Origin of the sequence: Herminiimonas fonticola (assembly GCF_040395855.1) — a bacterium.
GTDB lineage: Bacteria > Pseudomonadota > Gammaproteobacteria > Burkholderiales > Burkholderiaceae_D > Oxalicibacterium > Oxalicibacterium fonticola_A.
Window position 1 is genome coordinate 1 of sequence record NZ_JBEBPO010000076.1, and the last position, 12,637, is coordinate 12,637.

Genomic DNA, 12,637 nt, shown 5'->3' on the forward strand with positions numbered 1-12,637 from the left:
CGAGAATCTGTCGGCCAGCTCGTCGTGACGCACGATGACTTCTACCGATGGTTCACCGATGCCGTCTTGCAGGCGCTGGGCAGAAGCAGCAGCCACTTCCTGCGAGCTGAGGTCCAGCGTTACGCCGGTCATGATGGCCGTGAGTGCAGCGCCGTCCACCATGCGCGTCAGGCGGTTGATGATGGCGTTGGAGGTGTTGTACTGACGCACCAGCTCGGCCAGGGCGTCGCCGCTGATCGGTGCTGCACCTTCGGATGGAATCAGCGCGGCGTCGTTCAATGCGATCTGCATCATGTAGACGGCTTCTTCCACGTCATCCTTCAGGTAACGCTCATCCTTGCCGTGCTTGACCTTGTACAGCGGCGGTTGCGCGATGTAGACGTGGCCGCGTTCGACCAGTTGCGGCATCTGGCGATACAGCAGCGTGAGCAGCAGGGTGCGGATGTGGGCGCCATCGACGTCGGCATCGGTCATGATGATGATGCGGTGATAGCGCAATTTTTCGATATTGAATTCTTCCGCGCCTATGCTGGTGCCTAGCGTGGCGATCAGGGTAGTGATCTGTTCGCTGGCGAGCATTTTTTCAAAGCGCGCTTTTTCTACGTTGAGGACTTTACCGCGCAATGGCAGGATCGCCTGGAACTTGCGGTCGCGGCCCTGCTTGGCGGAGCCGCCTGCGGAGTCACCTTCGACTACGTAGAGTTCGCACAGTGCCGGATCTTTTTCCTGGCAGTCGGCCAGCTTGGCGGAGAGGCCGAGGCCGTCCATCACGCCTTTGCGACGGGTGAGGTCGCGTGCCTTGCGTGCGGCTTCACGCGCACGTGCAGCTTCGACGATCTTGCCGCAAATGATCTTGGCGTCGTTCGGTTTTTCCTGCAGGTAGTCGGCCAAAGTTTTGGCAACGATTTCTTCCACCGGGCCGCGCACTTCGCTCGATACCAGTTTGTCCTTGGTTTGCGAGCTGAACTTCGGCTCCGGTACTTTGACTGACAAGACGCAGGTCAGGCCTTCGCGCATGTCGTCGCCGCTGACTTCGACTTTGGCTTTTTTTGCAAACTCGTGTTCGTCTATGTACTTGTTGATGACGCGCGTCATCGCGGCACGCAGGCCGGTCAGGTGGGTGCCGCCATCGCGTTGCGGAATGTTGTTGGTGAAGCAGATCACCTGTTCGTTGTAGGCGTCGTTCCATTGCATCGAGACGTCAACGGCGATGTTGGTGCCTTGATCCGACAAACGCTCGCCAGTTGCCTGGAAAATGGTCGGATGCAAAACGGTTTTTGCCTTGTTGATATATTCAACGAAGCCACGGGTGCCGCCTTCAAACGCGAAAACTTCTTCCTTGCCGGTACGCTGGTCGGTCAACTTGATGCGCACGCCATTGTTGAGGAAGGACAGTTCGCGAATGCGTTTTGCCAGAATGTCGTAGTGGAATTCGACATTGGTGAAAATTTCTTCGTCGGCCCAGAAATGGACTTCTGTGCCGCGCTTGTCGGTCTCGCCCACTACCTTGATAGGAGAGACGATGTGGCCGTCGATGGTTTCGATCTCGCGATTTTGTGGCACACCGCGGACGAATTCCATTTCATGCTTTTTGCCATCGCGACGTATCGTCAGCTTCAACAATTTGGACAAGCCGTTGACGCACGACACGCCGACGCCGTGCAAGCCGCCGGAAACCTTGTACGAGTTTTGATCGAACTTGCCGCCTGCATGCAGTTCCGTCATGACGATTTCTGCCGCGCTGCGTTTAGGCTCGTGCTTGTCATCCCACTTGATACCAGTCGGGATGCCACGACCGTTGTCGGTAATCGAGATCGAGTTGTCCGAGTGGATGGTGACATTGATTTCGGTGCAATGGCCGGCCAGCGATTCATCGATGGAGTTGTCCAGCACTTCAAACACGCAGTGATGCAAGCCGGTGCCATCCGACGTATCGCCGATGTACATGCCAGGACGCTTGCGGACGGCTTCCAGACCTTCAAGGATCTGGATGGATGATGCGCCGTATGCTGCAGAAAGCGTGGCTGGCGATTGCGGGGTGTTGTCGTTCGGGATCGCGGACATGGCTACCTTTAAAAAACGGTTACTTGGTTACTGCGCAAAACGAAGGGGAGTTCATGTCGCTGCTCGACTTTCGACGGCGGGGGACAAACTGGCTTGCGCATCTGAATGCGCTGGCTTGGCCTCTTGCTCATGTTGCGAAATAACCGTTACTGAAAAACTGCTTGAAACAAAAACCTGCAAATCCTGGCAAGTCACCGGTGACTGAACCAGGTGAACAAATTAACGCACCAATAGATATTTCCTGGTGCGTGTTGATTACGTTACTTTTACTCTGAACTACATGGGGGTAAAACGCTGTTTTTAAAGCGTTTTACCCCGATTTCCATACTTCTTTTCTACTGATCCGCTTGTTAAATACGCATCGGCATGACGACGTATTTGAAGTCCGGATTGTCCGGCACCGTGATCAATGCGGATGAGTTGGCATCACCGAGGGCGATATTGATGTTGTCGCCTTTGAGGTTGTTCAATACATCCAGCAGGTAAGTCACGTTGAAGCCGATATCGACGCTATCGCCGCCGTAATCGATTTCGATTTCTTCGACTGCTTCTTCCTGGTCGGCATTGGTCGAACTGATCTTCATGCTGCCCGGGCTCATGATGCAACGCACGCCCTTGAACTTGTCGGAGGTCATGATCGCGGCGCGTTGCAGGGAACGCAGCAGGGCGTCACGGCCGATCGTGAAGTTGTTCTTGTAACCCTTGGGCACCACGCGGGTGTAATCCGGGAACTTGCCTTCGACCAGCTTGGAAATCAGTTCGATGTCACCGAAAGTCAATTTGACCTGGCTGTTGGCGATTTCCAGATCGACAGGCTGATCGGTATCTTCCAGCAGGCGTTGCAGTTCGATAATCGTTTTGCGCGGAATGATGACTTCCTGGCGCGCAAATTCCTGCTCGGTTTCAACCTGGCAAAACGCCAGACGGTGACCGTCGGTTGCAACTGCAATGACGTTCTTGCCATCGACTACCAGCAGCAAACCGTTCAGGTAATAACGAATGTCCTGCTGCGCCATCGAGAAGTGCACCATGTTGAAAAGGTGCTTCAAGGTTTTTTGCGGCAGCGTGACCTTGGCGTTGTATTGCTCGGCTTGCGCCACGGTCGGAAACTCTTCCGCCGCCAGTGTTTGCAAGGCGAAACGCGATTTGCCCGATTGCACGGTCATGCGCTTGTTAGCCAGCGTCAGCGAGACATCGCCGGAATCCGGCAGGGCGCGCAAAATGTCGAGCAATTTACGCGCAGCGACGGTGGTCGATGCAACGTCGTTGCCGCTACCGACTTGTGCGTGCGTGGTGATTTGCACTTCGATGTCGGTCGACAGGAAAGAAACGCGCTCGCCATCCTTGCGAATGAGGATATTGGCCAGAATCGGCAATGTGTGCCGACGCTCGACAATACCACTCACAATCTGCAGCGGACGCAACAGCGCGTCTCGTTGGGTTTTGACCAATTGCATAGTTAGATCCTTATCGATGGTTAAACGGATGCGGTATTCATTATTGCCAATGCTCCGGGCAAAAACTGCAACTTGTTTAGTTGGGCGCGAACGCCAAACTACTGTCGGTCATAATTTTCTGGCTGACTTTTCATCCATCCATCACTTCCAAAGGCCGGACGAAAAAGCCGCTGTTTTTATTGAACAAGCCTGACAATAACATCCCGTATTTTGACAGAAAGACCCGCCAAAAACCCGGTTCTGCGCTATTTTGTCCTGCTTCTTTCCAGCTTCTTACTTATCCACCTGATATTCACCGCTTATCCCAAGGATATCCACAAAGTTATCCACAGCCTGATAGGCAGCGAGCTTTCATCATCAGCCCTTCAAAGTTTGCTCCAGCACATGCAATTCATGATTGCATTCCGGACTCTTCCCGCGATCGGCGGCGATCTTGCGTACCGCATGCAAAACGGTCGTATGGTCGCGCCCACCGAACAGTTCGCCGATTTCAGGCAGGCTTTTTTGCGTTAATTCCTTGGCAAGATACATGGCAATCTGTCGTGGCCGTGCAATATTTGCCGGACGCTTTTTAGAGTACATATCGGCAACTTTTATATTGAAAAAGTCAGCCACGGTTTTCTGGATATTCTCTACCGAGATCTGACGATTCTGTACCGACAATAAGTCTTTTAGTGCGTCTTTGACAACTTCAATCGTGATGTCTTTGCCGTGAAAGCGGGAGTAGGCAAGAATTTTGCGCAGCGCGCCTTCGAGCTCACGCACGTTGGAACGTAAATGTTTGGCAACAAAAAACGCCACATCATCGGAGAAAGTCACGCCTTCCTGCACCGCTTTCTTGAGCAGAATGGCAACCCGCATTTCCAGCTCCGGCGGTTCGACGGCAACCGTCAAACCCGAATCGAAACGTGAAATCAGGCGGTCATCCATGCCGGTGATTTCTTTCGGATAGGTATCGCTGGTGATGATGATTTGTTTCTTTGCGGCAATCAATGCCTCGAATGCATAGAAGAATTCTTCCTGCGTGCGGCTCTTGCCGCCAAAGAATTGGATGTCGTCAATCAACAACAAATCAAGCGAGTGATAATAACGCTTGAAATCATCGAAACCCTTGCGCTGGTAAGCAGTCACTACGTCTCTAACGTATTGTTCTGCGTGGATATAGCGTATCTTGACGTTCGGATTGTCAGCCAGCACCTGATTGCCGATGGCATGGATCAAATGGGTTTTACCCAGGCCAACACCGCCATACAGGAACAGCGGGTTGTACGAACTGCCGGGATTATTGGCGACCTGGATCGCTGCTGCACGCGCCAGCTGGTTGGCTTTACCGGTAACGAAACTGTCAAATGTCAGCGCTGTATTAATACGGCTCTGATCGCGGCGCGGCGTGTGATCGGTCGCATTCGACGGGATCGGCTCCAGCACGTTGGCGGGCACATCGTCGGACCGACCGGGCGCAACACTGGCTTGCGCCGCCGGCTTCTTGGCTGCAACCAGACGCGGATCGAGTACGAACTGCACCTCGACCGGAACTTCCCAAAACTGCGCGGCAATACTGGTGATGCGGCTGGCGAACTGGGTCTTCACCCAATCGAGCTTGAAACGATTCGGCGCGGCAATGCGCAAGGTACCGTCCTCGTAATCGAGCGGCGCGAGCGGTTTGATCCACGCACTATATTGTTGCGGCGTTAATTCCTGCTCCAACTGGGCGGAGCAGGCTTGCCAGAAATTTTCCATTGAATCGTCTACTTGAATTGATACAGGGGTGGTGCAGTGGCCGCCCTCGGGTGGTCTATTTATATACTTGATGGCGTGCCACACGTTGCCGCTATTCTACCCTTGACGGGCAAAGTTATCCACAGGCCAGACGCTTATTTCATCAAGTCGTTATCGGGCAGACAAGCAGCGCAATTACGCTAAGTGATTGACAGAGAAGTAGAAAATGCTGTCTAATTCAGGGTTCACTACCCAGGGTGTTGGTATTTGTGTTGTCGCCGTACGGCTCAGCATGCGCCAGCTGCCAGAAACTTGGCGATGGGCGCGTGACTTCCGATTTTACTATTTGCCGATTAGCGAGACCACAATGAAACGTACTTACCAACCTTCCGTCGTACGCCGCAAGCGCACTCATGGCTTCCGTGTCCGTATGGCAACCCGCGGTGGCCGCGCTGTGCTGAATGCACGTCGCGCCAAAGGCCGCAAACGCCTCGCTGCTTAAGCGAATGGCGTGACCGGCGATCGTTCGCTCGACTTTGCACGCGATCGGCGGATCGTTAAAACGGATGAATTTTCATCCGTTTTTCGTTTGCGACCCGTGTATCGTACTGCGCATTTTGTCCTCTACACGCGCCAGACTGATTTGCCACATGCCCGTCTGGGCGTGGTCGCCGCGAAACGCCTTGCGCCTCGCGCCGTGACACGCAATACGATCAAACGCGTGACACGCGAACTGTTTCGACAAACGGCCTTGCCGTCCATCGATTGTATCGTCCGCCTGTCGCAGCCTGTCAATACGAAAAAAGGCCCTGCCACCACGGCCAGCCTGAAAGTCGCGTTGCGGGAAGAACTGACTCGACTGTTTGCTTCACAAAGTCTGCAAAAAAGTGTTGTGCAGCATTTGCCAGAGGGGCAAAAATGAAGACCATTCTGTTATTGCTGGTGCGTGCTTACCAGTTGGGCCTGAGCCCCTTCCTCGGGCAGAATTGCCGTTTTTATCCAAGCTGCTCCGCCTATGCTTTTGAAGCAATCGGCGAATACGGCGCCTTGAAGGGCAGCTTTCTGGCCACCAAACGCCTCTGCAAATGTCATCCGTGGCATCCCGGCGGTGTTGATCCGGTACCCAAAAAATCGTCATCCGAAAAAACTTCTTCTACAACCGCTTGCGGTTGCGGCCATTCCTGATTACTGATTAAGACACTTATGGATATCAAACGTACCGTCCTGTGGGTTATTTTCTCGTTTTCGCTGTTGATGCTGTGGGATAACTACAATCGTTATACCGGCAAACCATCGATTTTCTTCGACACCACGACCACCCAGCAAGCCGCAGCACCTGCCGCCGCTACAGGCAACAATGCCGCCAAAACTGCTGATGCCCCAACCGCTACGACATCTGTGGCAACGAATGGTGCGAACAACCCTGGCGTGCCAGATGGCGCGGCTGCGGTTAAAAGTGAAGTGATCACGATCACGACCGATCTGATCAAGATTGGCATCGATACCGCCGGCGGTGAAATTCGCCATCTGGAATTGCTGAAGCATCACGAAAGCGGCGACGAGAAGCAGAACGTTGTGCTGTTCGATGTAAACGCGCAACACACTTATCTGGGCCAAACCGGCTTGATCGGTGGTGCATATCCAAATCACAAATCGATGTTCACCGCTGCGCCGGGTCCGCGCGCACTGGACAACGCTGATCAAGTGCAACTGGTGCTGCAATCCGAGCAACAAGGCGTCAAGCTGATCAAAACGTTCACCTTCAAACGTGGCGAATACAAAATCGATATCAAGCATGATGTCGTCAATAACACCAGCACCCCGATCACGCCATCGCTGTATCTGCAACTGGTGCATGACGGCTCCGCACTTGGCGGCGGCTCCATGTTCATGGCCTCGGCCTTCACCGGCCCTGCGATTTACACCGATACCGACAAGTTCCAGAAGGTGACTTTCGATTCGATCGAAAAAGGCAAGGCTGCACATGCAATGAAAGGCGAGAGCGGCTGGATCGCACTGGTGCAGCATTACTTTGTTTCGGCATTTGTGCCGCCGGCGAACACCCCGCGCGAATATTTCACGAAGAAACTCGCCACTAATCTGTATGCAGTCGGCACCATTCTGCCTATCGGTACCGTCGCGCCCGGCGCAACGGCATCGATGGACACCACGATGTATTCCGGCCCGCAAGAATCCAAGCGCCTGGAAGCGGTTGCACCCGGCTTCGAACTGGTCAAGGATTATGGCTGGCTGACCATTATCGCCAAGCCGATTTTCTGGTTGATGATCCAGATCCACGCGATCCTCGGCAACTGGGGCTGGACCATTATCGTTCTGACGATCGTGATCAAACTCGCATTCTTCCCATTGTCGGCAGCCGGTTATCGCAGCATGGCGAAGATGAAACTGGTCACGCCGAAGATGACCGACATCCGTACCCGCTTCAAGGGCGAACCGCAAAAAATGAATGCGGCGATGATGGAGCTGTACAAGAAAGAGAAGATCAATCCTATCGGCGGCTGCTTCCCGATGATCGTGCAAATCCCGGTCTTCATTTCGCTGTACTGGGTCTTGCTGGCGAGCGTGGAAATTCGCAACGCATCATGGTTGTGGGTACACGATCTGGCATCGCCGGATATCTTGCTCGGCGCGTACAACATCTTCGGTTTCCATCTGACGATCGGTATCCTGCCTATCCTGATGGCGATCTCGATGTTCATCCAGACCAAGTTGAATCCAACACCTCCTGACCCGATTCAAGCCAAGGTCATGATGTGGATGCCGATCGCGTTCTCGATCATGTTCTTCTTCTTCCCTGCCGGTCTGGTACTGTACTGGGTAGTCAACAACATCCTGTCGATCGCACAGCAGTGGTTTATCAACGAGAAGCTCCTGGGCGGAAAAGCCAAAGCTTAAGTTCTCTGCTCACGCATCAGTAGCGCATTGTCGCTGCCAAAAAAAGCCCGTGAAATTACGCGGGCTTTTTGTTGCGCTCATCATTCAAAGCGTTTATAAATATTACACATGACATTTGACTCCTCCCCCATCGCAGCCATAGCCACCGCACCCGGTCGGGGCGGTATCGGCGTCGTCCGTCTTTCCGGCAAAGACCTTTCCAGCGTGATGCGCGCGGTATGCGGCGCCGACAAGGGTTCATCCCTGCAAGCGCGCCATGCCACCTATCTCGACTTTGTAAACAGCGATGGCAGTGTCATCGATCAGGGCCTGGCAATTTATTTCAAGGCGCCGCATTCGTACACCGGCGAAGATGTGCTGGAGCTGCAAGGCCACGGTGGCCCTGTCGTGCTGCAAATGCTGCTGACGCGCTGCCTTGAGGCAGGTGCGGAAATCGGCTTGCGTATGGCAGAGCCGGGTGAATTCACGCATCGCGCCTTCCTGAACGACAAACTGGATCTGGCACAGGCCGAAGGCGTCATCGATCTGATCGAGGCATCGACCGAAGCTGCCGCCAAATCGGCGACGCAATCGCTGTCCGGCGCATTCTCCAAAACCATCCAGGAACTGGTCGACAAGATCACCAACCTGCGCATGCTGGTGGAAGCGACGCTGGATTTCCCGGAAGAAGAAATCGATTTCCTGGAAAAATCGGATGCGCGCGGCCAGCTCACCAACATTCGCGAAGCATTGCAACGCGTGTTCAGCCAGGCCGCTCAGGGCGCCTTGTTGCGCGACGGCTTGAACATCGTGCTGGCCGGGCAACCGAATGTCGGCAAATCCTCGCTATTGAACGCACTGGCCGGCAGCGACGTCGCCATCGTCACCCCTATCGCCGGCACCACACGCGACAAGGTGATCGAGACCATACAAATCGAAGGCATCCCGGTCAATGTGATCGACACCGCCGGCATCCGCGATGCTGCCGATGCCGGCGATGAAGTCGAACGAATCGGCATAGAGCGCACCTGGGCTGCAGTACAAACGGCCGACGTCATCGTGCACATGCTCGACGCCAGCCGCGGCCCGACGCGTGCCGACGAACAGATTACCGAACGCTTCCCCGTCAATGTGCCGGTGATGCGGGTGTGGAACAAGATCGATCTTTCCGGCCATCGCCCGGCCATCGATCGCATGCCGGATGCGACGCATATTTATCTGTCGGCAACCGATTTGCTGGGCATGGATTTGTTGCGCACCGAACTATTGCACCTGGTCGGCTGGCAGCAAACCGGCGAATCGCTTTACCTCGCACGCGAACGGCATCTGGTGGCGTTGAAGTCTGCACACAATCACCTGGAGATGGCCGCGCAACATGCTGCACACGATAATGAAGCGACTGATCCTGCACTCGATTTGTTTGCCGAAGAATTGCGTCTGGCGCAAGAACGCTTGAGCAGCATTACCGGCGAATTTACATCAGACGATTTGCTCGGTGTGATCTTCAGTCGTTTTTGCATCGGCAAGTAATTCAGCTTTTGAAACGTCCGCTGTTGAAATCCCTGCTTTTGACGCGCTGGCGCAGATAGTCAATTTGCCAGCTTTTTCCGCAATAAAAACTCAATGTGTCGATCGATAGTAAACTTGCCGGTCGACGCATTGAATTTCCCTCTCACCGCCACGTAGCTCAAGACCATGTCCAACAACTCGAAAATCATCTACACCCTCACTGACGAAGCGCCTGCGCTGGCGACTTACTCGCTGTTGCCTATCGTTGAAGCGTTCACGCGCTCATCCGGCATCGCTGTGGAGACGCGTGATATTTCCCTGGCTGGCCGCATCATTGCAGCCTTCCCCGACTTCCTCGACGACAAGCAAAAAATTGCACCGGCCCTGGCCGAACTCGGCGAACTGGCAACCACGCCGGAAGCGAACATCATCAAGCTGCCGAACATCAGCGCGTCGATTCCGCAATTGAAGGCGGCGATCAAGGAATTGCAGCAACAGGGTTACAAGCTGCCTGACTATCCGGACGATGCGCAAACCGATGCAGAGCGCGATGCCAAGGCACGTTACGACAAGATCAAGGGTAGTGCGGTCAATCCGGTTCTGCGTGAAGGCAACTCCGATCGCCGTGCACCGCTGTCGGTAAAGAATTACGCACGCAAACATCCGCACAAGATGGGCGCGTGGTCGGCCGATTCAAAATCGCATGTCGCACACATGGATAGCGGTGATTTTTACGGCAGCGAAAAATCGGCACTGATCGCTGAAGCCGGCAATGTGAAGATAGAACTGACAGCAGCCGATGGCAGCAAAACTGTGCTGAAAGAAAAGACTGCCGTCCAGGCTGGCGAGATTATCGATGCAGCAGTGTTGAGCCGCAATGCTTTGCGTACCTTTCTCGCTGCACAAATCGCCGATGCAAAAGCAAAGAACGTATTGTTCTCTGTGCATCTGAAAGCAACGATGATGAAGGTCTCCGACCCTATCATCTTCGGCCAGGTGGTCGCGGTGTACTACGAAGAGGTACTGAGCAAATACGCTGATGCATTGAAACAGGTCGGCTTCGATCCAAACAACGGCATCGGCGATTTGTATGCGCGCATCAAGACGCTGCCTGCCGATACGCAAGCCGCAATCGAAGCGGATATTCAAGCACTGTACGCGCGCCGCGCGCCGCTGGCGATGGTGAACTCGGACAACGGCATCACCAATCTGCACGTGCCTAGCGATGTGATCGTCGATGCATCGATGCCTGCGATGATTCGCGATTCCGGCAAGATGTGGAACGCCGCCGGCGAACTGCAAGATACCAAGGCAGTCATCCCGGATCGCTGCTACGCGGACATTTATCAAGTCGTGATCGATGATTGCAAACAGCATGGCCCGTTCGATCCGGTCACGATGGGCAGTGTGCCTAACGTCGGCTTGATGGCGCAGGCGGCTGAAGAATACGGTTCGCACGACAAGACCTTCCAGATCGCCGCTGACGGCGTGGTGCGTGTTATCGATGCAAACGGCAAAGTTCTGATCGAACAAAAAGTTGAAGCAGGCGATCTGTTCCGCATGTGCCAGACCAAAGATGCGCCCGTGCAGGATTGGGTCAAGCTCGCCGTCAATCGCGCACGCGCAACCGGCACACCAGCCGTGTTCTGGCTGGATGCGCAACGCGCGCACGATGCGCAGATCATCGCCAAGGTAAATGTGTATTTGAAAGACCACGACACCGCCGGACTCGATCTGCGCATTCTGTCGCCGGTCGAAGCCACGCGCTTCACGCTGGAACGCATACGTGCCGGCAAGGACACGATCTCGGTCTCCGGCAACGTGCTGCGTGATTATCTGACGGATCTGTTTCCGATTCTGGAGCTGGGTACCAGCGCCAAGATGTTGTCCATCGTGCCTTTGATGGCGGGTGGCGGCTTGTTTGAAACAGGTGCCGGCGGTTCGGCACCCAAGCACGTGCAGCAATTTGTCGAAGAAGATTTCCTGCGCTGGGATTCACTCGGCGAATTCATGGCGCTGGCAGCATCGCTGGAACACCTCGGTCAGGTCAACAAAAATGCTCAGGCCCTGGTGTTGGCAAAAGCACTGGATCAGGCAACCGGCAAATTCCTCGACACCAACAAATCGCCCGCACGCAAAGTCGGCGGCCTGGATAATCGCGGCAGTCACTTCTACCTCGCGCTGTATTGGGCGCAAGCCTTGGCCGAACAAAGCGACGATGCAGCATTGCAAGCGCACTTCGCCGCACCGGCAAAAGCTTTGGCTGACAATGAGGCAGCGATCGTGGCGGAATTGAAAGCGGCACAAGGCAAGGCAGTGGATATCGGCGGTTACTACCATCCGGACACGAGCAAAACCAGCCAGGCCATGCGTCCCAGCAAAACCCTGAATCAGGTGCTGAACAGCATTGCCTGATTCAGGAATCGCCGCGCCAAACCCCAGGTAACGGCCTGGCGCCTGCATCATCCAAGGCGAAAAAAGCCCCGCTATACGGAAACGTAAGCGGGGCTTTTTTATTCAATATTCGCTTCGCGAGCACGATGATCAGTTGAAAAGCATTACACGGTCGGATTGCAACAAATTCTTTTTTCTGACGCAACTCGTCGCAGCTGCCAGGCAGCACAGTCATCACCCGAAGAAATAACTGGCCGCACAAAACAAAAATCCCCGTGATAAACGAGGATTTTTTAGCGGATCGGCATGATGCCGATCAATGGGTCACCTGTTACAGGTGCAGGTACTTCACCAGGCTCTGGTACTGGGAACCGCGCGATTCACACAGTTGCGCAATTGCAGCAATACGTTTGGCCAGAGAAGATTTGGTAGAGACCGATGGAGACGATGCTTGTGACATGGTGTTTTCCTTTCGTAGTTGACTCTTGTGGAGTAATTACAGTGTAGGAACATATCAGCTATAAATCCAATTTGATTTTCTGATATGAACTATTCATTTAACGCATATCTTGTAACTACCTGCATCGCGGGTTTGTTTC

Annotated in this window: 10 protein-coding genes; 6 read left to right on the forward strand and 4 right to left on the reverse strand. The window is 54.3% G+C overall.

What is annotated here, in order from left to right; genetic code table 11:
* The 3 genes from ABWP27_RS09825 to dnaA form a co-directional block, all read right to left on the reverse strand.
* The coding region (locus ABWP27_RS09825; protein ID WP_353156071.1) for a DNA gyrase subunit B at positions 1 to 2,064 on the reverse strand (2,064 nt) is incomplete at its 3' end.
* Positions 2,065 to 2,414: 350 nt separating this feature from the next.
* Positions 2,415 to 3,521 carry a DNA polymerase III subunit beta gene (gene dnaN, locus ABWP27_RS09830; protein ID WP_353156073.1) on the reverse strand — a complete coding sequence of 369 codons (1,107 nt, stop codon included), beginning with the start codon at positions 3,519 to 3,521 and terminating at the stop codon, positions 2,415 to 2,417.
* A 357-nt stretch (positions 3,522 to 3,878) separates the two neighbouring features.
* Positions 3,879 to 5,261, reverse strand: a complete 1,383-nt coding sequence (dnaA, locus tag ABWP27_RS09835; protein WP_353156075.1) for a chromosomal replication initiator protein DnaA — start codon at positions 5,259 to 5,261, stop codon at positions 3,879 to 3,881.
* Positions 5,262 to 5,607: 346 nt separating this feature from the next.
* Between dnaA and rpmH the strand changes: the two genes are divergently transcribed.
* From rpmH to ABWP27_RS09865, 6 genes are all read left to right on the forward strand, one after another.
* Positions 5,608 to 5,742 (forward strand): 50S ribosomal protein L34, encoded by a 135-nt coding sequence (gene rpmH / locus ABWP27_RS09840; RefSeq protein ID WP_011872825.1) that lies wholly within the window; start codon positions 5,608 to 5,610, stop codon positions 5,740 to 5,742.
* 9 nt (positions 5,743 to 5,751) lie between these two features.
* Positions 5,752 to 6,162: a ribonuclease P protein component gene (gene rnpA / locus ABWP27_RS09845; protein WP_353156076.1), complete on the forward strand. Its 411-nt coding sequence runs from the start codon at positions 5,752 to 5,754 to the stop codon at positions 6,160 to 6,162.
* Positions 6,159 to 6,425 (forward strand): membrane protein insertion efficiency factor YidD, encoded by a 267-nt coding sequence (yidD, locus tag ABWP27_RS09850; RefSeq protein WP_353156078.1) that lies wholly within the window; start codon positions 6,159 to 6,161, stop codon positions 6,423 to 6,425. The genes rnpA and yidD overlap by 4 nt, the downstream gene beginning before the upstream one ends.
* A gap of 18 nt (positions 6,426 to 6,443) precedes the next feature.
* Entirely contained in the window at positions 6,444 to 8,156 is a 1,713-nt protein-coding gene (gene yidC, locus ABWP27_RS09855) for a membrane protein insertase YidC (protein ID WP_353156079.1), read from the forward strand.
* Between the two features lie 108 nt (positions 8,157 to 8,264).
* Entirely contained in the window at positions 8,265 to 9,665 is a 1,401-nt protein-coding gene (mnmE, locus tag ABWP27_RS09860; RefSeq protein ID WP_353156080.1) for a tRNA uridine-5-carboxymethylaminomethyl(34) synthesis GTPase MnmE, read from the forward strand.
* Positions 9,666 to 9,830: 165 nt separating this feature from the next.
* Positions 9,831 to 12,059: an NADP-dependent isocitrate dehydrogenase gene (locus tag ABWP27_RS09865; RefSeq protein WP_353156082.1), complete on the forward strand. Its 2,229-nt coding sequence runs from the start codon at positions 9,831 to 9,833 to the stop codon at positions 12,057 to 12,059.
* Positions 12,060 to 12,369: 310 nt separating this feature from the next.
* Here the strand turns inward: ABWP27_RS09865 and ABWP27_RS09870 are convergent, their stop codons facing one another.
* Positions 12,370 to 12,498 (reverse strand): hypothetical protein, encoded by a 129-nt coding sequence (locus tag ABWP27_RS09870; protein ID WP_353156083.1) that lies wholly within the window; start codon positions 12,496 to 12,498, stop codon positions 12,370 to 12,372.
* Positions 12,499 to 12,637 lie beyond the last annotated feature (139 nt).